The 22,529-nt window shown below is 70.9% G+C and carries 20 protein-coding genes and 1 tRNA gene; 4 read left to right on the top strand and 17 right to left on the bottom strand.

Annotated elements, in window-relative coordinates; genetic code table 11:
- Positions 1-10: 10 nt before the first annotated feature.
- Together nusG and secE are read right to left on the bottom strand one after the other, a co-directional pair.
- Complete coding sequence (gene nusG, locus ACFQUV_RS06375) at positions 11-541, bottom strand: transcription termination/antitermination protein NusG (RefSeq protein ID WP_111385611.1); 531 nt, start codon at positions 539-541, stop codon at positions 11-13.
- Positions 542-564: 23 nt separating this feature from the next.
- Positions 565-762 carry a preprotein translocase subunit SecE gene (gene secE, locus ACFQUV_RS06370; RefSeq protein WP_111385612.1) on the bottom strand — a complete coding sequence of 66 codons (198 nt, stop codon included), beginning with the start codon at positions 760-762 and terminating at the stop codon, positions 565-567.
- 613 nt (positions 763-1,375) lie between these two features.
- Between secE and ACFQUV_RS06365 the strand changes: the two genes are divergently transcribed.
- The gene (locus ACFQUV_RS06365; protein WP_129609784.1) at positions 1,376-2,731 is read left to right on the top strand and encodes a tetratricopeptide repeat protein; all 1,356 of its coding nucleotides are present in this window, start codon (positions 1,376-1,378) and stop codon (positions 2,729-2,731) included.
- Between the two features lie 37 nt (positions 2,732-2,768).
- A complete protein-coding gene (locus ACFQUV_RS06360) occupies positions 2,769-4,142 on the top strand; it encodes a hypothetical protein (RefSeq protein WP_129609785.1) in 1,374 nt (457 codons plus the stop codon).
- Positions 4,143-4,683: 541 nt separating this feature from the next.
- Here the strand turns inward: ACFQUV_RS06360 and ACFQUV_RS06355 are convergent.
- The 14 genes from ACFQUV_RS06355 to flgB all read right to left on the bottom strand — a co-directional run bounded on the left by ACFQUV_RS06355 (position 4,684) and on the right by flgB (position 16,020).
- Positions 4,684-5,331 (bottom strand): hypothetical protein, encoded by a 648-nt coding sequence (locus tag ACFQUV_RS06355; protein WP_244601634.1) that lies wholly within the window; start codon positions 5,329-5,331, stop codon positions 4,684-4,686.
- Between the two features lie 155 nt (positions 5,332-5,486).
- Positions 5,487-5,666, bottom strand: a complete 180-nt coding sequence (locus tag ACFQUV_RS06350) for a hypothetical protein (protein ID WP_129609786.1) — start codon at positions 5,664-5,666, stop codon at positions 5,487-5,489.
- Positions 5,667-6,038: 372 nt separating this feature from the next.
- Positions 6,039-6,623, bottom strand: a complete 585-nt coding sequence (locus ACFQUV_RS06345; protein WP_129609787.1) for a protein-S-isoprenylcysteine O-methyltransferase — start codon at positions 6,621-6,623, stop codon at positions 6,039-6,041.
- Positions 6,623-8,038: a hypothetical protein gene (locus ACFQUV_RS06340; RefSeq protein WP_129609788.1), complete on the bottom strand. Its 1,416-nt coding sequence runs from the start codon at positions 8,036-8,038 to the stop codon at positions 6,623-6,625. Before ACFQUV_RS06340 ends, ACFQUV_RS06345 begins: the two co-directional genes overlap by 1 nt.
- A 274-nt stretch (positions 8,039-8,312) precedes the next feature.
- Positions 8,313-8,389, bottom strand: a tRNA-Trp gene (locus ACFQUV_RS06335).
- Positions 8,390-8,613: 224 nt separating this feature from the next.
- Positions 8,614-9,576: an alpha/beta fold hydrolase gene (locus ACFQUV_RS06330; RefSeq protein ID WP_129609789.1), complete on the bottom strand. Its 963-nt coding sequence runs from the start codon at positions 9,574-9,576 to the stop codon at positions 8,614-8,616.
- A 106-nt stretch (positions 9,577-9,682) separates the two neighbouring features.
- Entirely contained in the window at positions 9,683-9,892 is a 210-nt protein-coding gene (locus tag ACFQUV_RS06325; protein ID WP_129609790.1) for a hypothetical protein, read from the bottom strand.
- Between the two features lie 59 nt (positions 9,893-9,951).
- The gene (gene cckA, locus ACFQUV_RS06320) at positions 9,952-12,504 is read right to left on the bottom strand and encodes a cell cycle histidine kinase CckA (RefSeq protein ID WP_129609792.1); all 2,553 of its coding nucleotides are present in this window, start codon (positions 12,502-12,504) and stop codon (positions 9,952-9,954) included.
- Positions 12,505-12,622: 118 nt separating this feature from the next.
- The gene (gene flhB / locus ACFQUV_RS06315) at positions 12,623-13,690 is read right to left on the bottom strand and encodes a flagellar biosynthesis protein FlhB (protein WP_378394390.1); all 1,068 of its coding nucleotides are present in this window, start codon (positions 13,688-13,690) and stop codon (positions 12,623-12,625) included.
- A gap of 18 nt (positions 13,691-13,708) precedes the next feature.
- Positions 13,709-14,479 (bottom strand): flagellar biosynthetic protein FliR, encoded by a 771-nt coding sequence (gene fliR / locus ACFQUV_RS06310; protein ID WP_129609794.1) that lies wholly within the window; start codon positions 14,477-14,479, stop codon positions 13,709-13,711.
- A gap of 17 nt (positions 14,480-14,496) precedes the next feature.
- Positions 14,497-14,760: a flagellar biosynthesis protein FliQ gene (fliQ, locus tag ACFQUV_RS06305; protein WP_129609796.1), complete on the bottom strand. Its 264-nt coding sequence runs from the start codon at positions 14,758-14,760 to the stop codon at positions 14,497-14,499.
- 75 nt (positions 14,761-14,835) lie between these two features.
- Complete coding sequence (locus tag ACFQUV_RS06300) at positions 14,836-15,159, bottom strand: flagellar hook-basal body complex protein FliE (RefSeq protein ID WP_129609797.1); 324 nt, start codon at positions 15,157-15,159, stop codon at positions 14,836-14,838.
- A 17-nt stretch (positions 15,160-15,176) separates the two neighbouring features.
- Positions 15,177-15,587 carry a flagellar basal body rod protein FlgC gene (gene flgC, locus ACFQUV_RS06295; protein WP_111388758.1) on the bottom strand — a complete coding sequence of 137 codons (411 nt, stop codon included), beginning with the start codon at positions 15,585-15,587 and terminating at the stop codon, positions 15,177-15,179.
- 46 nt (positions 15,588-15,633) lie between these two features.
- Entirely contained in the window at positions 15,634-16,020 is a 387-nt protein-coding gene (gene flgB / locus ACFQUV_RS06290; protein WP_111388757.1) for a flagellar basal body rod protein FlgB, read from the bottom strand.
- 268 nt (positions 16,021-16,288) lie between these two features.
- Here flgB and ACFQUV_RS06285 point away from each other — a divergent pair, with 268 nt between their 5' ends.
- Positions 16,289-17,578: a flagellar biosynthetic protein FliO gene (locus ACFQUV_RS06285; RefSeq protein ID WP_244601635.1), complete on the top strand. Its 1,290-nt coding sequence runs from the start codon at positions 16,289-16,291 to the stop codon at positions 17,576-17,578.
- Between the two features lie 65 nt (positions 17,579-17,643).
- Positions 17,644-18,396 (top strand): flagellar type III secretion system pore protein FliP, encoded by a 753-nt coding sequence (gene fliP / locus ACFQUV_RS06280; RefSeq protein WP_129609908.1) that lies wholly within the window; start codon positions 17,644-17,646, stop codon positions 18,394-18,396.
- A gap of 235 nt (positions 18,397-18,631) precedes the next feature.
- On the opposite strand, the gene ACFQUV_RS06275 is transcribed toward fliP, so the two are convergent.
- Entirely contained in the window at positions 18,632-22,498 is a 3,867-nt protein-coding gene (locus ACFQUV_RS06275) for a tetratricopeptide repeat protein (protein ID WP_207211517.1), read from the bottom strand.
- Between the last annotated feature and the right edge of the window lie 31 nt (positions 22,499-22,529).

Below are 22,529 nucleotides of genomic sequence, written 5' to 3'. Positions count from 1 at the left end.
CGCCGCGCGGTCACACCTTCTCGACCTGGCCGAACTCCAGCTCGACCGGGGTGGCGCGGCCGAAGATCGACACCGCCACCTTGATGCGCGAGCGGGCGTCGTCGACCTCCTCGACCACGCCGTTGAACGACGCGAAGGGGCCGTCAGAGACCCGCACCTGTTCGCCGATCTCGAACGAGACGGTCGGCTTCGGCCGGTCGATGCCCTCCTGCACCTGGTGCAGGATGCGGCCGGCCTCCGACTCGGAGATCGGCATCGGCTTGTTGTCGGTGCCGAGGAAGCCGGTCACCTTGGGGGTGTTCTTGATGAGATGGTACGCCTCGTCGGTCAGCTCCATCTTCACCAGCACGTAGCCGGGGAAGAACTTGCGCTCGGAGTCGACCTTGCGGCCGCGCCGCACCTCGGTGACCTTCTCCTTCGGGACCAGGATCTCGTCGAACAGATGCTCGAGGTGCCGCTGCCGGGCCTGCTCGCGGATCGATTCGGCGACCTTGTTCTCGAAGTTCGAGTAGGCGTGAACGATGTACCAGCGCTTGCTCATGTCCGTTACCCGATCCGCGCCCTTCAGCGTCCGATTCCGAGCACGAGGGTGACGCCGAAGCGAATGATCTGATCGGCGAGCAGGAAGAACACGGCGGCGGTCGCCGACATCACGAACACCATGACGGTGGTGATCGCGGTCTCGCGCCGGCTCGGCCAGGTGACCTTCTCGGTCTCCGAGCGGACCTCCTGCAAGAACTTGAACGGGCTTACCTTCGCCATCGCGTGTTCCGATCGTCCGACTTCGTGAAAGAGCCCGCGCGAGCGACGGGCGGACCGCCGTCGCTCCCCTCCCTCGCGGTCTGCTGCGGCGAGAGCCGCCCCCCGGAGCGGCCTGCGCGACCGCGTCGTCGCTCAGACCCGGCGGGAGTGGAGGGACCCCGGACACCAGCAGACTCGGATCGCGGTCGAAATGGGGGCAGCCCCTGCTGACGAGTCCGAGACTTCAAACGTCCAGGTCGGCCCGTTTTACACGTTCGGGCAGGTCCGTCAACAGAACCCGCCCCGCGAGCGGCCGATGCCGGCTCAGATTTCGTCTGAGAATTCAGCGCCGCGGACGCCCCTCCGCGCGACACGTCCCGGCTGCGCCCAAGGGCCGCCGGGCGCCCCGCCGGACCGCTCATCGACATCGCCATAGCGTTCCGTATTCAACGACACGGAACGATACGCAGCCTTGGCTTCGAGGCGCCCCTCCCAAGGAACGGGAGGCCGCTGCCACCCGCGTTGCGCGATGGTCATGATCCCCCGGAGCCGGCACACGCGGTAGTTGACGCAGCACAGGCGCCTGGTTTCTAATTACCTCACTATTGTCCGTGTTGCGAGTGGTTGGACGGCAATGGCGGTGCGAGGGCGGATCGCCGCAGTGATCGGGGCCGGCATGGGGCTGTTCGGCATCATTCCTCCGATCCTGGCGCTCGAGGACAAGAACTGCTCCCGCCTGCAATCGGTGTCGACCGCTGTGCGCGAGCGTATCGAGCGCGGCGAAGCGCGGTCGGCCGCGCGGGCCCGTGCCATCGAGCAGGCGTCGAAAGACGCCGTCGCACAGGTCATCGGCATCGAGGTGCAGTCGCGCCGCGAGAACAAGACCGAGATCGCGGACGACAAGGCGCGGAGCTGGTTTCGCCAGATCGAGCAGAGCGGCCTCGGGGGATTTGCCCGCCCCAAGGTGGTCGGCGAGCGTGACGAGGGCGACATCATCGTCATGGATGTGGTCGTGACCGTGTGCGTCCCGACCGACGAATTCCTGCGCCAGCAGGCCAAGCAGCGCGCCGAGCGCGAGCGCAAGCCGCCCGCCCCGGTCGATCCCGCGGCCGAGCCCTGGTTCGACCCCAAGACCGGCCAGGCACGGGTATGGTATTGGCGCCGCAACAAGACGTTCGAGTTCTTCGACGCGGAAGGGTTTCATCCGCGCTACGGCGGCCGGCTTCAGCCGGTGACCGAGAAGATCCGCGACGAATGGCAGGAAGCCGCGAACGCCGAACGGCAGCGGGCCGCCGCGGCCGCCGCGCAAGCCGCCCGGCAGGCCGAGGAGGAGGAGGCGGCGCGCCGCAGCGCGCTCGCCAAGGCGGCCGAGACCTGTGACCGGCTGGCCGCCAACCCCAACGATCTGCGCCGGCCCGCCTCGGTGCCGGGGGCCGATTTCGATATCGTGCGCGCCAATGCGCAGGAGGCGGTCGCGGCCTGCCAGGCCGCCGCCGACCGTTATCCAGGAGAGCCGCGCTACCGATATCAGCTCGCTCGCGCCTATCAGAAGCTCAATCCCAAGCGGGCCGCGTCGCTCCTCGACGAATTGATGAAGCAGCGCTACGCCGCCGCCTTCGACAACTACGGCTGGCTGCTGCTCGATCCTGGTTTCCGCCCCGTGCCCGACTATGCCGGCGCCGCGAAAGCGCTCCGGCAGGGCGCCGCGATCGGCGATCCGAGCGCGATGCTGAGCCTCGCCAAGCTGATCCGCAGGAATCAAGTCGACGGAAGCCTGGAGCACGCCACCACCCTAGCCCAACGGGCCGCGACACTCGGCCATACCGACGCTGCCGCCGAGCTCACGGCCTTGCAGCAGGCCGCCGAGGATGCCGCCGCCGCCGCCGCTCTCGCAGCCACTAAGGCCGAAGCCGAGAGGCGGCAGCAGGAACAGATCCAACAGTTCTTCTTCGACACCCTCAGGGGCATCATGAACAGAGGGCCCCGCTGAGCGCCTCACGGGCCCGCAATCGATTTCGGAGCACGTCATGGTTTGGACCGCCGATCTCGCCTTGAGCTTCTCGATGGCTGCCCTGCTGGTCGGGGCGGCCATCGCGGCGCCGCCGGATCACATCGCCATCACGGGCGGAGCGCCGCCGCCGCCCGCGGCGCGTGGCTTCGCCACCGTGGAAGCCTGCTGGAAGGACTGGCTGGCCCGCGAAGGCTATCAGGAAGGCAAGAACGACAAGGACGGCCGCATCGTCCTGGTCCAGCACGGACAGGAGATCGTCGGCGAGCCGGTCGGCTCGCCCAACTGGCTCACCGCTCGCAACGCCATGATGAGCTACGCCGAGATGACGGCCCGCAAGGCGCTGGCCGAGACCATGTCGGTGACACTGAAGTCGAGCCGCACCGCCGCCGTGCAACTGCTGGGCGGCGACGACCCACCGCCGGCACTCCGGCCGGCACGCGAGTCGCTGTCGCTCTCCGACAAGGCGCTCACCCTGGCCGACAAGGCGCTCGACGCCGAGATCCGGAAATACGACCGCAACTGGACCGGCAGCGGCGCGACCGACAAGGAGCGCCAAGACAAGGTGGCGACGTTGCAGGTGCAGTTGAACTCCGCGATCGAGTCGGGCACCCAGCTCTATGCGTCGGGTGCGTTCACGGCCATCCAGTGCGAGGGGCCGAGCGCCGGAGACCCCGGACGCTACGCGGTCCTCGCCGGCCTGGTGTGGACACCCTCGTTACAGCAGATCGCCGAGGCGATCTGGAACCCGGCGGCCACCGCTCCCAGCGGCGAGCCCGGGCCGTCGCTGCACCAGCGGTTCGCGCAGATCGCGGCCGACAACCCCGACTGGCTGGCGTACACGACCGGCGCCCGGGTCTATACCGACGAGCGCGGACAGCGGGTCGTCGTCGGCTTCGGTGCGGTGCCACGATCATCCCTAATGGCGGCCGACAAGGACCGCGCCCGCCTGCTGGCGCTCGCCGCCATCCAGCGGTTCGTCGGTGAGAAGCTGGTGGCCGGCTCATCGCTTAAGGAGCGGTACGAGCGCCGCGACTTCACGGACGGCTCCGCCACCTCCTTCGACAACAGCGCGTTCGCCCAGAAGATCACGCTAGTCGCCAAGGACCTGGAGCTGGTCGGGGCCGCCGAGGTCCGGTCCTGGCGCGGCGAGCACCCGTGGTCAAAAGCCGGAATGCAGACGGTCGCCATCGCGTGGTCGCCGGCCTGGGCGGCCGACTCGCGCGGCACGGCCGAGATTCTAAAGAGCGCCGAGGAGCGCATGAAACGAGGCGGCGGCGTGCCCGATGTGCCGTCCGCCGCGCCGGGCGGCACCGCCGTGCCGGCCCCCGGGGGGAGCGGGGCCGCTGTCCCGGCCCGGCCCGGCGCCAGCTCATCGGGCCGCGACTTCTGACAACGGCGCAATTCCCGATACGGGTGCGGGATCGCGTCAGCCACTTTCCGTCCTCGTTCAGCGAGCGCCGCCGAAGGCGACCTCTCGACGGGCGAGGACGGCTGCGCCCTTGGCCTCCGAGAAGAAAGATCGAAATCGCGATGGAGGGTGGTCTCCGCGAGCCCCACACGCCCGGTGCTAAACCCGAACACGTAAGAGCCCGTTTGGACACTCGGACGGAGGCTGCGTCGCGGTGCACACAGTCGAAGGCCAGAAAGAGAACGGATGCCGATATCGGGGATAGCGGCGAGCGTCTCGACGTCCCTGGCGGCGCTCGCAGCGCCCCCGCGCGTCGGGCTTACCCGATGCCTCACATGACGAGTTGAACTCGGGCGAGCCCGCGTTCAGTGGCCGGGCCGCTTTCGGCCGCCCAGCTGCCCGGACCAAAGTCCGGGAACCGCCGATCTCGACCGTACGTCCTGGGGTCCCCCTTCGATCGGCTCCTTCCGGGCCGAAATCGGCTCCGACGCAGCCCGTCGGAGTGTCCAAACCAAACGTCCTCTCAGGGCGCCGCGGCGATCTGGACCTTGCGGCCGCGATTGAGCGTTCGCAGCCGGTTCACCCACTCTTCCGGATAGAGCAGGTTCGAGCCCGGCACCTCGAGCCCCATGTACTGGGCGATGTCCGAGATGAAGGCGACGCAGTTGATGGTCGCGGCGTTCCACACCGGCGACGTCGCCTGCTTGTGCTTGATGTAGGCGAACACCTTGCGGGCCTCGGCCTCGCTCAGGAACACCCGATAGCTCGCGGTCAGATATTGCTCGTCGAGGTCGCCATAGCTCTTCCCGGTCTCCGACGGCACCGGAATGATATGGCCGAGAATGTACGGGATGACGCTGTCGGTGGCAGGATGCAGGCCAGCCACCTCGACGGCCCGCTGGCCGACCCGACCGTACCAGATGAAGGCATGGCCGTAGCTCGACGCGGTGCGGGCGCGGAAATCGACATAGTAGCGGGCAGCCGCCTTGGGCGCCGGCTTGGCAGGCTGGACAGCGAGCTCGGCGGCGGCGTCCGGCGAGCCCGTCGCCACCCGCGTCACCGGCACGCTCTGAGCATGCCCCGAGGTGATGCCGAAACCGGCCCAGATGGTGATCGCAAGCAGCCCGGCCAGGCCGCGCAGGCAGCGCGTGTTGTTGGAAAGGACGTTCATCGCCGCCTCCCTTGGTTCGCAGGACCGGATCATCCGGAGCGGGACCGCAGGTCGACACTGTCGGCCGGCGGTCCCGCTGGTCCGTGGCGAACCGACGATCCGGTCGGCCCGCCAGGGGCGAGGTCGGACGGACGCAGCCGCCGACCCGACCCGGCTCAGTAGCGGGCGACGACCGGCCCCTTGCCGATCGGCGCCTTGCCGATCGGCGCCTTGCCGACCGGCGCCTTGCCGACGGCCGCGACCGGCGGCGGCGGCTGGCGGGTCGGCATGTCGGCCGCAATGGCGGAACCGACGAGCGCGAGACTGGCGGACGCGATGATTGCGATCTTCAACATGAGAGCCCCCGTAGAATAGTCCCCTTGGTCCCCACGACAGAACGTGCAGGTGGCCGAAGGGTCGGGCATCGTCCCCGTCTCCGCAACCTTTCATTAGTGCTGAAACGCCTCGGCGCCGCGGTTTCGAGGTACACTGTTGCTTATTGGGCACGCTTTGCGTGCGGCCACCCGACAGTTCGCGCGCGTAATACTTGCGGGTGATAACCTTGTCGGCGGGACCCCGGCGAATGGCCGAACCTGTCGGCGAGTCACGCGAAATCGTCGACGCGCGCGAGCGGCCCGACGGCCCGCGGTCGCGTCACCCGGCTTGCCCGGGCGGGGTGGCACCGCCGCCCGCGGGCGACCCGCACCGACCGGCGGGGGCGCATGTTCTCAGTAGAGGAGCGGGATGATTCGCCGGGTCCGCGCCATGTAGACGCGGTACTGGTCGCCGAAGGTGTCGAGCATCATCCGCTCTTCGTCACCCACCCGGCCGAAGAACAGCACGCCGAAACCGATCAGGCCGGCGGGACCCGCGACCCAGTTGGGCAACAGGAGCGCCTGCGCCACCGCCCACAGCCAGAACGCCGTGTACATCGGGTGGCGGAGATGCTGGTAGATCCCGGCCGTCACCAGGCTGTGCCGGTCGCGGACGTCGAGGCTGATCGACCAGTTGCGGCCCAGCGCCTTGTGGGAGAGCCGAAACATCACCAGGGCCGCGGCGACCACCAGGACGCCGAGCGCGGCCTGCACCGGCTGGAACGGGTAGTCGGCGAAGCGCGGCGCGCCGGTGACGAGATAGACGACCGGCAGCAGCCCGAGGCCGGTGAACGACACCGCCATCAGGAGGCGCTCGCGCAGGCCGCGCCGGCTGCTGGCCACCGGGGTGCGGCGGGCGCGACGCGCATAAGGGTAGCGGATCACGATCCAGCCGCCCGCGAGCAGCAGCCAGGCGGCCTTGGCCAGGAACGGAGTCATCAGGCGGACATCATGGTGGAGCTGGCGCCGGTGGCGCAAGTCGCGGCGCTCGGCGCCCCGCGGTCGATCAGCGAGCCGTCCGCCGCGAAGGCCGATGCGGGCCCCTCCGGCAGACAGGCCAGCTCTCGCACGGCCACCGGCCCGCAGGCCAGCACGAAATAGTCGTAGGCGGCGCGCCGGTCGTTGCCGCTGACGAACTGGCAATGCAGCCGGAAGAAGCGGCCTTTGATGCGGCGATAATAGTCGGGGTCGAGCATCTTGCTGATCCGCACGACGCGCACCAGCGGCCGCCCGCTCGGCGGCAGGCCCGCTTCGGCGATCGGATCGGTCTTGTAGAAGTTCATGATGTCGACGAGCGCCTGATACTCGACCCAGAACGGAGCCGGAGCCGCGGCGACACGGGACAGGGCGGCACGGAGGCGGACGGCGCCCCGGTGCAGCGCGATCTTCAGAATCGACGAGCCGACCGTGACCAGCGCGACCGGCGAACCGCCGCGGCCCAGCTCCGGATCGAGCCGCAAGGCCCGCTCGACAACGTCCACGGCCAGCACGGCCCCGAGACTGTGACCGAGGACCACGACCTCGTCGACCTCGCCGGTGCGAGCCGCCGCGACGATCTCGGCGGCGAGGCGGTCGAGCCGGTCGATCAGGGTCGGCGGCGGGTGGCGGATATAATCGCGCGCGAAGGTCCAGTCGTCGGAGGCGAGCGGCAGGTGGAGCCAGCGCACCGGGCCGTAGATCAGCAGCCCCAAGCCGACGACGGCGACCAGCGCGCCGGCCGCCGTCCAGCCGGTCAGGGCGGCGACCGCCGCTCCGGCGTAGACCGCCGCCGCCAGGAGCGCCGCGACGACGACGAGAGGGTAGAGAAAGAACAGCGCATAGCGCCAGTTGGTCCGCAGATAGCCCTTGAGTGCGCCGCCGGCCGCGAAGTCGAGGCCAGCCACGGCCCCGCGCGCGGTCCGCAGCCACAGCGGACGCCTGGCGTAGTCGGCCATCACGTCGTCCCAGCGGACGAACCGGACCAGGGTCGAGACGTGCCAATCGCGGCCCGTCGTCTCGACCGTCCAGGCGGCGCCGTCGGCGTCGTAGCGCGGCGCGCTGGTCCAGGTCAGGGTCGACCAGGTCCGGCGGAACCGGGCCAGCTCGCGAACCAGCCGCGCATGGACCCGCTCCGGCGTCTCCGGATCGAAGCCGCCGATATGGACGAACAGCCGCCGCCCGATGCGGCCGTCGGACCGATGGACGCCCGGGAGACGCGCGCCCGACGGGGACGCAGCCGCCGAAAGATCGTTTTGCGCGGTCGCCCGCTCCGCCGCGATGCCGGCGATCGCATCGGCATCGGCATCCGGGCTCGCGGAAGGCCGGCTCGCGGCACCACGACCCCTGCCCCGCACCCGCCGTGTCGCAGGTCCCATCGGTCTCGCCCAGCCGCTTTCGATGACGGTGCGACGACACCTGTAATTCCGATCGAGCGCAATACTACAAGTTGTCTAGTCCCGCCTATAGACAACCCGCAATCCCGCCTACCCCGCGGCCCACGACAGCGCCGCCGAGCGCGCGGGAGTGACCGGTCGCGATCGGCGGAGGACAGCCGTCCGCTCGAACCGGGCGAGCACGCCAAGGCTCGCCGACGAGACCGAGCCAATGTCGGGATTCGAAAGCAGAGTTCGGGAGCTGGGTTTTTAGCGCTGGCAGGAGTGGAGGGACTCGAACCCCCAACCCCCGGTTTTGGAGACCGGTGCTCTGACCAATTGAGCTACACTCCTCCGGGCCGCCGGGCGTTTCCGCCACGGGCCGGACGTGGCCTTCTCATGGCATGATCGCGGTCGCCTTTCAAGGGTTCCGGCAGCGCCCGTGCGGTCCCCTGGCACCCTCCCGGCACGCCGGGAAGCCCCCGACCGAGGCCCCGCCGACCCGGCTGCGCGGCCGCCTCGACGACCCCCGAGGACGAGCCGCCGCACGGCGCCGTCCGCCTGACGGCAAGCCGGCGTCAGCCCGGCGGCAGGCCGGCGAGCCGCTCGATCGCAGCCGCGATCGCCTCACCGTGGCGGTGATGCGCCATATGGCCGGCGCCCGGCAGGCGCAGCACGCGGCCGCGCGGCAGTACCTTGGCCAGGATCTCGCCGTGCAGGGCCGGCGGCACGATCGGGTCGGCCTCGGCGAGCACGATCAGGGTCGGCACTGTGATGTCGGGATAACGCGGCGCCACTGCGGTGAGGTGATCGCGCAGATCGGCATACTCGCGCATGCTGGCGAGGAAGCGCCGCGGCGTCAGGCCGAGCGCCAGCCCGGTGCGGGCCGCATAGCCCTCGGTGGGCGGCTCCGGGCGAAACAGGCGGACACTCAGCCGGTCCAGCATCGGCAGCGTCATCGGCAGCAGCACGGTGCGGATCAACAGCGGCCCGAACACCACCTCGGCGGCGCGCTGGTACCACGGCAGGCCGCCGGGCCGCGGATGGGTGGTCGGATTGATCAGCACCAGGGCGGCCACCGCCTGTGGCTCGTCGAGCGCGTAGCGCAGCGCGATCAGGCCGCCGAGCGAGTGGCCGACGACGATCAGCCGGCGCGCCCCGACCGCCTCGACGGCGGCGCGGATCAGCGCCACCTGATGGCCCGGATCGGACACCACCGGCCCGCCCTCGCCGGTCCAGCCCTGGCCCGGCCGGTCCGGCACGATCACCCGCAGGCGGCGGGCGAGCCGATCGCCGAGGGCGACCCGCATGTCGGCGAGCTGCACATTGGCGCCGTGCAGCAGCAGGACGGCCGGGAGGTTCTCGTCGGCCGAAACAGCCGGCGCGAGATCGACGAGATGAACGCGAGTCGGCCCGACGTCGACGAACCGTCCGGTCGGCGGGTGCTCGGCCTCGATCCGACGCGCCAGCCAAGAGGTCAGGAGGGCAGACGCGGCGAGCCCCGCGACCCCGACGAGCAGCAGGACCCCGAGCCCCAGCATGGCGACGTGCACGCCCCCCGAACGACGACCGAACAGGTATCGACGGTCGCGGCGCGCGACGCAAGAGCCGCGGCGCCGCAAGGGGGCACGGCGCCGCAAGGGGCGCTCAGCGCGGCGGCACGACGATGCGGCCGCAGTCGCGCCGCCCCTGGGCGGCGCAGTCGTCGAGGCGGCGCTGCTCCAGGAGGGCGTCGACCAGCCACCAGCCGGCGGCGATCACCAGCACGAAGACCACCACGAGGACGAGATTGGTGACCCGCGGGTCGCCGGTGTCGTCCGGGTCGTCATGGTGATCGGGCGTGCTCTTCACGATCACCTTCGCCTCGTCTGGGGGGCGTGAAGCCGGCGCGTCGGCCTCGTCTGGTAGCCCACGGCTCAGCTCGCCATCGTCTCCTTCACGGCGGCGACGAGCTGCTTCAGCGTGAACGGCTTCGCCAAGAAGGAGAACTGGCCGCCCTCGGGCAGGTTCTTGGCGAACGCCTCCTCGGCGTAGCCGGAGACGAAGATGATCTTGAGGTCGGGATGACGCTTGCGCAGCTCCTTGAGCAGCGTCGGCCCGTCCATCTCGGGCATCACCACGTCGGAGACCACGAGATCGACCTTCTGGCCGGCGTCGATCAGCTCGATCGCCTCGGCGCCGTTGCCGGCCTCGCACACCGTGTAGCCGCGCGACGCCAGCCCGCGGGCGTTGAGGCCACGCAAGCCCTCCTCGTCCTCCACCAGCAGAATGGTCCCCTGCCCGGTGTGATCGGCCGCGGCGGTGCGCGCCTCGCCGGGGCCGGCCTGAACCGGAGCCAGCAGGGCCGCCGCCGCCTCGGTCTCCTCCGGCGTCGGCACATGGCGCGGCAGGTAGATGCGGAAGGTGGTGCCGCTGCCGATCTCCGAGTCGACGAACACGTAGCCGCCGGTCTGCTTGATGATCCCGTAGACGGTGGACAGGCCGAGGCCGGTGCCCTTGCCGACCTCCTTGGTGGAGAAGAACGGCTCGAAGATGCGATCGATGATCTCGGGCGGGATGCCGGAGCCGGTGTCGGTCACCTCGATCAGCACGTAGTCCCCGGGCGGCATGCCCTTGGGGGCGGAGGCGCGGCTCTCGATCTCGGGCACGTTGGTGGTGCGCAGCGTCAGCCGGCCACCGTCCGGCATGGCGTCCCGCGCGTTCACGGCGAGGTTCACGATCACCTGCTCGAACTGCGAGAGGTCCGCCTTGACGGGCCACAGGTCGCGGCCGTGACGGACGTCGAGCGCCACCTTCTCGCCGATCAGCCGGCGCAGCAGCATCGAGATGTCGGACAGCGCCTCGCCGAGATCGAGCACCTGCGGCCGCAGCGTCTGGCGCCGCGAGAACGCCAGCAGCTGCCGCACCAGGGCGGCGGCGCGGTTGGCGTTCTGCTTGATCTGCATGATGTCCTGGAAGGACGGATCGGTCGGCTTGTGGGCGTTGAGCAGGAAGTCGGTCGCCATCATCACGGCGGAGAGCACGTTGTTGAAGTCGTGCGCGATGCCGCCGGCGAGCTTGCCGACCGAGTCCATCTTCTGGGCCTGATCGACCTGCTTCTGGAGCGCCCGCTGCTCGGTGGTCTCCAGCGCGTAGACGATGGCGGCCTCCTGGTCGCCCTCCTCCTCGACGGCGGTGACCCAGAAGCGCGCCCAGCGCTCCTGCTCGCCGGCGAGCGCGGCTTCCACCGGCGGAATGTCGCCCTGCCCGCGCGCCGCCTTGACGATCGCGGCTTCGAGGGCCGGCCGATCGCGCTCGGCCACCACGGCGAGGATCGAGCGCCCCTCCGGCCGCGCGTCGGCCGCCACCACGCCCTGGAACATGCCGGCGAGCAGGCCGTTGTTGCGCGCGATCCGCCCGGCGCGGTCGACGGTGGCGATCGCCATCGGGGTGTTGATGAAGAACCGCATGAAGCGCACCTCGGCGGCGCGCTGCGGATCGGCGCCCTCGGTGCGGGCGCGGTTGAGCACCAGGGTGCGCGAGGCGCCCGGCGCCCCGTCGGCCCCGAAGGCGACCTTGTGGTAGAGGCGGACCGGCAGCGTCTTGCCGCTGCGGGTCTTGAGGTCGAGGTCGAGCACCTCGGTCTTGACCTGGCCGGGCTGCGAGGCGGTCGCGGTCAGGAGCGCGGCGCCGTTGGCCGGCACAATGTCGGCGATCTGGAGACCGCCGGAGCCGACCTCGGCGAGATCGTAGTCGAGCCATTCGGCCAGCGTCGCGTTGACGTAGCCGACCGACCCGGTGCCGTCGACCGAGAAGAAGCCGGCCGGCGCATGGTCGAGATAGTCGATGGCGTGCTGGAGCTCCTGGAAGACGTTCTCCTGCCGCTCGCGCTCGCGCGACACGTCGGCCACCGTCCACACCGTGTGGCGGGCATCGGCACCGCTGCGGCCGAGCGGCCGCACCCGCATCTGGAGCCAGCGCGCCGGCTCGCCCGAGAAGCCGTTGACCCGCACCTCCTCCTGGAGCCGGCGCCCCTCGCGGGCCGCCTTGAGCAGCCGATAGACCGCCTCCGACACGTCGGGGTCGCCGATGAACACCCGCTCCACCGGCCGCACGTCGCTCAGGTCGGCGGCGTCGACGAGCTGGCAATAGGCCGGATTGGCGTAGACCACGCGCCCGTTCGGGTCGGTGACCACGATGCCGTCGAAGGCGTCGTCGAGGACGCGGCGATACATCGGGCTCGCCTCGCCGCCGGCGAAGCGCAGGATGCCGGTCGCGGTGGCGAGCAGCGAGAACACGCCGACCATGCCGAGCACGGCCAACAGCCCGAGCACATAGGGCTCCGCCTCGCCGCGGCCGACGAACAGGAGGCCGGTGGCGGCGGCTATCAGGGCCAGCGCGATGGCCAGCACGAACCGGATGCTTCCTCGCCGCTCGCCGCCCGGAAACACGTCCAAGCCGCCCTTCCCGGTCAGGTCCTGAGTCGTCATCGGATAAGGCTCCGTCGCCCGACCTTGCGAATCAATCTGTGCCCGAGTCCCCGATTCCTCACAAGGGAGGGGGCCGGCAGGCCGGCGAATGCCGCAGTGCGGCGCAACAGTCGGAGGATCACGACCACGCCCTCTTGAGCCGCATGACGTAGCCCACCACCTCGGCGACCGCCTTGTAGTGCTCGGGCGGGATCTCCTGATCGATGTCGACGGTGGCGTAGAGGGTGCGGGCGAGCGGCGGGTTCTCCACCACCGGGACGCCGGCCTCGGCGGCGACCTCGCGGATCTTCAGGGCGATGCGGTCGGCGCCCTTGGCAACGCACAGGGGGGCGTTCATGCCGCCCTCGTACTTGAGGGCGACCGCGTAGTGGGTCGGGTTGGTGATCACCACGGTGGCGCCCGGCACCGCCGCCATCATGCGCTTGCGGACGCGGCTCTGGCGGAGCTGGCGGATGCGCGCCTTGATCTTGGGGTCGCCCTCGGTCTCCTTGAACTCGTCCTTGATCTCCTTGAGCGACATCTTCTGCCGCTCGTACCACTGGCGGTACTGGAACAGGTAGTCGGCCGCCGCCACCACCGTGAGGATGGCGATGACGACGCCGAGCAGCTTGAGCGTGAGAGCGAGCGACACCGGCAGCACGGCGGCCGGATCGGTCGACACCAGCGCCTCCAGGCGGTCGCGCTCCGGCCAGAGGAGCATCGAGACGGCCGTGCCGACCAGCGCGAGCTTGAGGATTCCCTTGATGAAGTTGGCGAGCGACTGCTTCGAGAACAGGCGCTTGAAGCCGGCCGCGGGCGAGATCTTGGACAGCTTCGGCGACAGGCTCTCGGTCGACCACACCAGCCGGTGCTGGATGACGTTGCCGGCGAGCCCGGCCAGGAACAGCAGCAGGAACGGGATCGCCACCGCGGCGAGCACCTCGAGGCTCAATTGCTCGGTCAGCCGCACCAGCGCGCGGCCGTCCACCGGTATCTGCCACGATTGGGCGAGCAACCCCCGCATGGTGGTGGTGAGCGAGGCGCTCGCCGAGCCGCCGAACACCGACAGCGCCAGCGTCGCGGCGCCGATCACGAACCAGGTCGAGACCTCCTGGCTCTTGACGACGTCGCCGTGCTCGAGGGCCTGATCCAGCCTTCGCTGTGTCGGGTCCTCTGTCTTCTCGGATTGGTCCTGTTCCTCGGCCATGGCGCGCCCGCTCCGCGATCAGGCACGCGGCGCGATGAGATGCATCACGCCTTCGAAATAGCCGAGGAAGGTCGCCATCATGGCACCGACGACGACCACGAAGATCATCAGGCCGGCGAAGATCGACAGCGGCATCGCCACGAAGAACACCTGCATCTGCGGCATCAGCCGCGACAGCACCCCGAGCCCGACATTGAACAGGAGGCCGAACACCAGGAACGGGGCCGAGATCTGCACCCCGATCGAGAAGGCGCCGGCGATCAGCCGGGTGATCAAGGCCGCCATGTCGCCGGTCGCCGGCAATTCGCCGGGACGGAACAGCACGTAGCTGTCGCCGAGCGCCGCGATGGCGAGATGGTGCAGGTCGGTGGCGAAGATCAGCACGACGCCGAGGAGCGTGAGGAAGTTGGCGACGATCACGCCCTGCTGGCCCTGGGTCGGATCGATGGTGGTGACGAAGCCGAAGCCGAGCTGCTGGGCGACGATCGAGCCGGTGACCTGGAGGGCCGACAGGCACAGCCGCGCCGTCAGCCCGAGCATGACGCCGATCAGGATCTCGCCGAGCAGCAGGCCGATCACCGGGCCGAAGCTGCCGAGATTAACCTGGTAGGCGTCGCGGTGCAGCGGCAGCACCAGGGCGCACAGAAGCAGCGCGGCGGTGAGCCGCATCCGCACCGGCACGCTGCGCTCGCCGAGACCCGGCAGCAGCATCACCATGGTTCCGGTGCGGGCGAACATCAGCATGAAGGCGACGGCGAGCGGCGGCAGGAAGGACAGGTCGATGCGCATGCGCGCCTCCGGCCGGCTCAGCCGCCGGTGATCTTGGCGGCGATCCGCATCATGTGGCCGGCGAGGAGATCGCCCATCAGCGGCAGGGCGAGAATCATCGCCAGGAAGATGGCGATGATCTTCGGCACGAACACCAGAGTCATCTCCTGGATTTGGGTGAGCGCCTGGATCAGCGAGATCGCCACGCCGACCACCAGGCCGACCAGCATCAGCGGGCTCGACACCAGCACGAGCGTCATGATGGCGTCGCGTGCGACGTCGAGGACTTCCGGCCCGGTCATCTGCGTGTAGTCCCTCGCGGTCCCCTGCCCCACGGCGGCGGCGATCGGACGGCCCGATCGCCGCGGCCGACGCGGTCAGATGGTCATCCGCATGATCTCTTCGTAAGCCTGGATCACCTTGTCGCGCACGGAGACGAGGCTCTGGATGGCGGTCTCGGTCTCGGCCACGGCGGTGACCACGTCGACGATGTTGGCCTTGCCGGCCACCATCGCCTGGCTCTGGGAGTCGGACCGGCGGCCGGCCGCCGCGACGTCGTTGACGACGTCGCGCAGCATGGCGCCGAAATCGCCGCTCTTGCCGGCGGCGGCGTCGCCGACGGTGCGGTCGATGCCGGCCCCCGGCGTTACGAGGCGGGCGGTGGCCGCGTAGGCGTTGGCGGCGATCCCCGGAATGGCCATGGCGTGTCCTCCTCGGATCAGGCGCGCAGGATGTCGAGGGTGCGCTGGATCATCCGGCGCGTCGCCCCGATGACGTTGACGTTGGCCTCGTAGGAGCGCTGGGCCTCGCGCAGGTCGGTCATCTCGATCAGCGAGTTGACGTTCGGGTAGCGGACGTTGCCGGCCGGGTCGGCGGACGGGTGGCCGGGCTCGTACTTGGTGCGGAAGTCGCTCGAATCGGTCCGCACCGGCCCCATGGTGACGACGCGCGCCTCCAGGCTGCGATCGAGCTCGGACCGGAAGGTCGGCACCCGCCGGCGGTAGGGATCGACGCCGGCGCGGGGCGCGGTCGACTCGGCATTGGCGATGTTCTCGGAGAGCACCCGCATCCGGCCGGCCTGGGCCCGCAACCCGGAGGCGGCGATCGCGAGCGATTTCACGAAATCCATGGCGTCACCTCGGTCGGGTCACTCGGCACCGGATCATTCGACCGGATCACTTGCCGATCGCGGTCTTGATCAAGGCCAGGCTGCGTGCGTAGAGCTGCGTCGCAGCCTGGTAGTCCATCTGGTTGTTGGCCACCTTGAGCATCTCGTCCTCGAGGTGGACCGCATTGCCGGCCGGGCGGACGGCGAACTGCTCGCCGCGGCCACGGAACTGCTGGCCACCGCCGAGGCCGGCCATGTGGGCCGCATCGGTGCGGGCGAGCGTCACCGGAGCAGTCCCCCCGGCCCGCTCGTAGGACGGCGGGGCCAGGTCGGTCGGCCGGAAGCCGGGCGTGTCCGCATTGGAGACGTTCTCGGCGAGCAGCCGCTGGCGCTCCTGATGCCACTGCATCCGGGTCCGCAGCATCGAGAAGATCGGAATGTCGGAGATCGCCATCGTGGTCGTCCGCCTCGGGCGCGCCACCTTCGGGTGCCGCCCGGCAAAGATTGCCGAGCGCATGGTTAACGGCGCGTTAACCGCACCGGCGCCATCCCGGCGCCACGGTCTTGCCGCTTCCGGAAAACCGCCGGGTTGCCGTATGTTGTGGGCGTCGCTTGCCTTTCGTGTTAAGAAACCGTCAACGCGCGGGAGGCAGATTTTGCCCGTCCCGTTAACCCTTCGACGAATCGGCTCGGCTCACGCGGCAGGAGCGGAGAAAGGATGAATGGCCATGGTCGGCGAGATGCCGCTTCCCGCGAAATTCTTCATCGCCTTCGTGATCGTTCTGGCGCTGATCGGCGGCGTGGCGTGGCTGGTGCGGCGATTCGGCTCCGGTGCGCTCGGTGCGGCGGCGGCCCGCGGCCGGCAGGCGCGGCTCGGCGTCATCGAGGCGACGGCGGTCGACAGCCGGCGCCGGCTGGTGCTGGTGCGGCGTGACAATGTCGAGCACCTGATCATGCTGGGCGGCCCCACCGACGTGGTGGTCGAGGCCAACATCGTGCGCGGCCAGCCGGCCGCGCCGATGCGCGAGGCGCCGGCGCCGCGCCTGGAACCGACCGGCCGGCCGGCCGACAATGGCCTGTGGTCGACGCCGCCGGAGCCGCCGCGTGGCCGCGGCGGCGAGCGCCCCATGATGCCGATGCCGCCGGTCGCCGAGGACCTGCCGCTCCAGCCGGAGCCGGGCCCCCGCCCCCATACCGCCGACCGTCTCGCCGGCCTGGCGGCCGAGTTCGCCCGCAGTGCTCCGCCCCCGATCGTCGATCCGCGCCTGGTGGAGCCGCGGGTATCCGAGCCACGGATTCCCGAGCCGCGGATGCCGGAGCCGCGTATCCCCGAGCCGCGCATCCCCGAACCGCGGATGTCGGAGCCCCGGATGTCGGAGCCGCGTGCGCCGGAGGCGCGCATCCCGGAGCCGCGGATGTCCGAGCCACGCATTCCCGAGCCGCGCCGGCCCGCCACCGACCTGCGGCGGCCGCTGGAGCCGCGGCGCGCGCCGCCGATCCCGACCGCGCCGATCGCGAGCCCATCCGAGGAGTCGAGCGACCGCCAGCTCGCCGCCATGGCCGAGCAGCTCGAAGCCGCGCTGCGCCGATCGCCGACCACCGAATCGCCGACGCCGGCCGCCCCGGAGCCGGCTCCCCTCGTGCCGCCGGCCCCGCGGGCTCGGCCGTCGCTGCGCAGCTCGCTCGAGCCGCGCGGCGGCGCGCCGATCGGCCGCGGCACCCCGATCGCCCCGCGGCCGCTGTCGCCCGAGCCGGCCCCGCACGCCGCGATCCCGCCCGTCGCGGCCCCGGCCGAGCCCGATCATGCCGCCGCTCCGACGCCGCCGGCCACCGAGGCGGCCGGACAGCCGGCCCCTGTCGAGCCGCGGCCGGTCGACGAGCGCCCGGGCGAGCACGCCGAGACCAGCTCGACCGAAACCAAGCCGGCCGACGCCAAGCCCGCCAAGACCCCCTACGAGAGCCTCGAGGAGGAGATGGCGAACCTGCTCGGGCGGGCCCCCGGGAAGCCGTGACGCGCACGCAGGACGGCCGCCGCGTTCGTCTGGCGACGGTGGCGGCCGAGGTAGCGACAAAGGCCGTGGTGACCACCGCCGTGGCCGCTACCTTGGTGGCTGTCTTGCTGACGGCTGCCGTGCTGACGGCCGGGCCGGCGGCCGCCCAGGACATCAACATCAATCTCGGCGGCCAGGGCGGCGGCCTCACCGAGCGGGTGATTCAGCTCATCGCGCTGCTGACGGTGCTGTCGCTGGCGCCGTCCATCCTGGTGATGGTGACGTCGTTCACCCGCATCGTGGTGGTGCTGTCGCTCCTGCGCACCGCGCTCGGCACCGCGACGGCGCCCCCCAACACTGTGATCATCTCGCTCGCCCTGTTCCTCACCGCGTTCGTGATGGGGCCGGCCTTCGAACGGGCCTGGGACGTCGGCGTGCGGCCGCTCGTCAACAACGAGATCACCCCCGAGCAGGCGTTTGAGCGGTCGAGCGAGCCGTTCCGCGCCTTCATGCTCAAGAACGTCCGCGAGAAGGACCTCAAGCTGTTCGTCGACATGGCCCGCCAGCAGGCGCCCGCCACCCCCGAGGAGCTGTCGCTGCGCATCCTGGTGCCGGCCTTCATGATCTCCGAGCTGAAGCGGGCCTTCGAGATCGGCTTTCTCCTGTTCCTGCCGTTCCTGATCATCGACCTCGTGGTCGCCTCGGTACTGATGTCGATGGGCATGATGATGCTGCCGCCGGCCGTCATCTCGCTGCCGTTCAAGCTGATCTTCTTCGTGCTGGTGGACGGCTGGAATCTGGTCGCGGGCAGCCTGGTGCAGAGCTACGGCCCGATCTGATACCGTTTCCGGGTGATCAGCTCGCCGTCGTTCCGGGGCGCGGCACCCGGATCGGCGTTTCGCGCCGTCCGGGCGCAGGCTCCGTCGCGAACCCGGAACCCAGCGACACACGTCATCTACCGCAAGCTTTTGACTCTCGGCTGGATTCCGGACCGCCGCTTCGCGGCTTCCGGAATGACCGCCGAATGAATCAGCCGGATCTCGTAAGACCGCGGCGGGCCAGCTCGGCGGCGGCTCAGCGCGTCGCCTTGGCGGTGGCCGGTCGCGGCCGCAGTGCCGCGGTGGGGATCGGGTCGGCGAGCGGCGCGCGGGTCTGGTTGCCGGGCGGCAGCGGCACGTCGTGGCTGAACGAGCCGGTCTCGGGATAGCGCATCCGCATGTCGCGCAGGAAGCTGTCCAGGGTGTCGGTCGCCGCCACCATGCGGGCGATGCCGGCGAACTCGCCGGTGTTGGTCGGGCTCGGCGCAGTGGCCACGTCGAAGGCGCGCCGGGTCGGCCCGTCAGCCATCTTGGCCACGTACTTCTCGCGGAAGCGACCGAGCCCGATGGCGTCGCCGGCGATCGCGTAGCCGACCGCGGCGCGCAGCAGGTCGTCGCGCTCCGGCTCGCTCAGCGGCTGCCAGTCGCGCCAGCGGTCGCCATACATCAGCTCGATCTGCTCGGCCGCCTGCTGCCACCGCTTGGCGCCCCACAGGATGTCGCTGCGCAGCCGGATCGCCTCGCGGCCCTCCAGGTTGCCGATCACCTCGAGGGCGAGGTCGGGCCGGCCGATGTCCGACAGCGCCCGGCCCTCGATCAGCAGCCGCTGATTGCGCAGCTCGGTGGCGAGGTTGGTGCTCTGGGTCGAGCGCAGGGTGGCGAGGGCGCGGTCCGGCTTGCGGTTCATCAGGTAGACGATCGCGAGCCGGGTCGCCACCTGGGCGCGCCCCGCTCCCTGGAGCCGGTGGTCGACCTGGTGCTGCAACAGCTCGGCCGCCTGGTCGAGCAGGTCGACCGAGACCAGCCGGTCGGCGAGCCGCCGGATCATCTCGTCACCGCGACGGCCGATCGGGGTCAGCTCGCGGAAGTCGTAGAACAGGCCGAGCGCATCGACGGCCGGCATGGCGTCGCCTTTGCCGGCCAGGAACAGCGTATCGAAGGTGGCGGCCGCCTCCTCCTGGATGCGCCGGGTGTGGTCGGAGTTCGGATGCGCCATCAGGGCGGTGCGCATCACGTGGAAGGCGTCGCGATAGCGCGCCTCCTGGGTGTAGAGGCGGGCGAGGAGCTGGAGCGCCTCGGTCTCGGTCTCGTCGCCGCGCCAGATGGTGGTCAGCTCCTCGAGATCGGCGATCACCTCGGAGCGCTTGAGGTCGCCGAGATGATAGCGCAGCACCGTCTCGCGCAGCCGGCCCTGGGCGGCCGCCGGCCCGCTGCCCGAGCCGACCGCCAGCCGGTAGTCGGTGAGCGCGTCGCCGCTGCGGCCGAGCCCTTCCGCCACCTGCCCGGCCAGCACCGCGATCGCCCCTTCCATATCCTTGTCGATGCCGAGGGTCTCGAAGGCGTGCAGCGTGCGGGCGGCGCCGGCGAAGTCCTTCACCTCGATGCCGGCCCGTACCGCCTCCTTGAGGATCATCCGCTGGAGCTGGATCGGCAGCGGCGCGACGCTCGCCTCGGCATTGCGGAACTTGTCGTAGGCGTCGGCCCAGTTGCCTTGCCGCGCCATCGCCATGCCGCGCCAGATCTGGGCGTCCGGATGGCCGACGACGACCGGATGCGACAGATCCTTGAGGGCATCCGGCACGCGCCCCAGCATGATGCTGGCGAGCGCCCGCATCAGCAGCCCGGCGGGATCGTCGGCCCCCGGCTTCTCGTCGCCGATCGCCACGTCGAGCACCCCCTTGGCCTCGGGATACATCTCCCGCGCCAGATAGAAGCGGGCGAGGTCCATGCGGGCGCCGGTGCGGCGGGTCTCCAGCGCCTCGGCGGCGCCGTCGATCAGGCTGCGCCGGCGCTCTTCGAAATTGGCCTCGCGGTCGAAGCCCCATAGCTGCGGGTCGAACACGGCGGGGCGAAACAGGCCGGAGCGCCGGCCGGCGGCGTCGCTCGACGACACCGCGAGCCCGCCCGGACGGCCGATGGTGACGCGATCGGTCCCGAGCTCGACCGTCAGGTCGTCGGCGAGCGGCTGCACCACCACGCCATGGGCCGACGGCAGCGCGCTGAACTCGACGAAGTCCTGCCCCTGGAGAAAGCCGCGCGGCGGGCCGAGCCCGGTCACCACCATGAGCTCGTCGCCGGCCTCGGGATCGGTGAGCCGGTGGATGGTGCGCGGATCGCCGAACGGAACCGCGGCGGTCGCCCGGCTCTGGCTCGGCGGATTGCGGACGACGCCGAGCGGACGCGGCGGCTCCATCACCTGATCGCCGATCAGGATGGTGACGATCGAGCCCTCGATCCGGACGGTCGCGAGGCGCGGCCGCTCCAGCTTGAGGCGCAGCGCCTGGCCGTCACGCAGCGGCATCACGGTGGCGGTGCGGACGGCGCCGCTGCGGTCACGGGTGATCGCGCCGATGTCGAGGCGGGCGCGGGTGTCGAACACGGCCCACAGCGAATCGGCCCGCATGAACACGGCGACCGGCGTCTCCACCGCAAACGGGAAGCCGAGGCTGAGCGTGTCGGACTGGCGCGTGACCTCGACCGTGACGGCGCCGGTGGGATCGGCCGGCACGAGCGGCGTCGCCCCGGCGGCGCGGAGCGGCTCGGCCGCGGCCGGCGCAGGAGCAGGCACAGGGGCCGCGGGCGGCGGCGCGGCCGGTGAGACGGCGGCGGCCGGTGAGACGGCGGCGGCCGGTGAGACGGCGGCGGGCGGTGCGTCCGGCGGAGGCATGACCGGCGGAGGCGGCGGAGCGGCCGCCACGGCCGGCTGGGGCGGAGGCGGCGCCGAAGCCGGAACCGGAGCCACTGCCGGAGCCGGCGCGACGGGGGGCGGAGGTGTCACCGGCGCGGCGAGCGGCGCCGGCGCAGGAGCAGGAGCAGGAGCAGGAGCAGGAGCCGGCCGGGTCGCCGGCGGCACGGGCGCCGTCTGAGGCGGCACCTGAGCCGCAGCAGCCGCTGCCGGGGCGGGTGTCGCCGGGCCGGGTGCCGGCACGGTCTGCGGCGGATCGACGCTCGGCGGCGCCGGCCGGCGGCGGTCGCGCCCTTCGGCCAGCAGGGCGGCGAGGCCGGTGGGATCGCTCTCGGCGCGCCGCTTGCCGGCTTCGACGGCGCCGACATCCACCACGAAGCTCGCGTCCTCGCGGAACGTGCGGACATCGACATTGCCGATGAAGCTGAACCGCACGACCGTGATGTTGTCGCGGATCTCGGTCTCGATCCCGGCCATCATCGGGGGCGGTGCGCCCTTGGCGTCGGCGAGATCGAACTTCAGCGGCGCGTCGAAGGTGACCGTCATCGAGTCCTTCTCGCGCGCAGTGGCGACCGGAATCAGGTCCGGCAGATCGAAGACGTAGCGCGAGAAGGTCGGCTGGTTCGACACCCGCACCCGCGTCAGCGGCATCTGCCGTTGGCGGGCGATCTGCTGCTGCTGGCGGACCTTCTTCTCCGCCTCGCGGGCACGCCGGGCCAGGTCCTCCACCACCTCCTGGGGCAGGCCGGGGGGCGCCCCGGTCCAGGTGTCGGGCAGGAGATCGACATAGAGACGCTCGCCGGCGGTCAGCGAATTGACGCGCAGCTTGCTGGCGAGGGCGATGCGCACCCCCTTGCCGTCGGGATCGCGACGGGCCGCCGCCACATAGCCGGACGCCTGGCTCGACAGACGGTCGACCGCGATATCCACCGGCCGGTCGAAGCTGACCACCACGATGCCGTTGGCCGACCGCACCTTGGCTTCGACGTCCTCGTCGAACAGGATGACGAGGCGGCCGAACCCCTCGCTGGTGACCACCGACAGCTCGGCCTTGGCCCGCGCGGCCGCCGGGCTCGTGAACCCGACGAGCCCGACCGCCACGAGGACGAGCAGCGCCGCCGCGCCCCGCACCAACCAGGACGCACCGGCACGCCGCAGCCTCGGCCGCGCCGATGCCGGCCGGCCGGGGAACGCGCGCAACGCAACTGACATCGACATCACGGGTCCCGCGCGAACGCGCCACGACTGC

Origin of the sequence: Rhodoplanes sp. P11 (assembly GCF_964266735.1) — a bacterium.
Taxonomy (GTDB): domain Bacteria; phylum Pseudomonadota; class Alphaproteobacteria; order Rhizobiales; family Xanthobacteraceae; genus Rhodoplanes; species Rhodoplanes serenus.
The sequence above is the reverse complement of the archived record's forward strand: the minus strand, read 5'-3'. Positions and strand labels throughout refer to the sequence as shown.